The following is a 229-nucleotide window of genomic DNA, read 5'->3' as shown; positions in this document are numbered from 1 at the left end:
CTGAGAGTAAATCAATCTTCCCTATTTCACTTCTCGGCTCATCGAGCAAAGCCACTAACGCTTGTTGATACATTTGAGCAAAACGAGCAATCGTGTCTTCGGTAAACAAACTGAGCGCATAATTCCATTGCAACATCAGCTCATCAGCAGCATCATTGACAAATAAGCTTAAGTCATACTTGGCTGGGCTGAATATCTCAACGCCACTCTCAACCCCCACAGCATCAAA

General features: G+C 43.7%; 1 protein-coding gene. It reads right to left on the bottom strand.

The features are described from left to right. Positions 1–229 (bottom strand): condensation domain-containing protein (locus Q0779_RS23915; protein WP_298776772.1); only part of this gene is annotated, 229 nt, incomplete at both ends.

The organism is uncultured Shewanella sp. (assembly GCF_947491715.1).
Lineage (GTDB): Bacteria > Pseudomonadota > Gammaproteobacteria > Enterobacterales > Shewanellaceae > Shewanella.
Note: the sequence above shows the minus strand (reverse complement) of the source record. Positions and strands in the feature narration are given on the sequence as shown.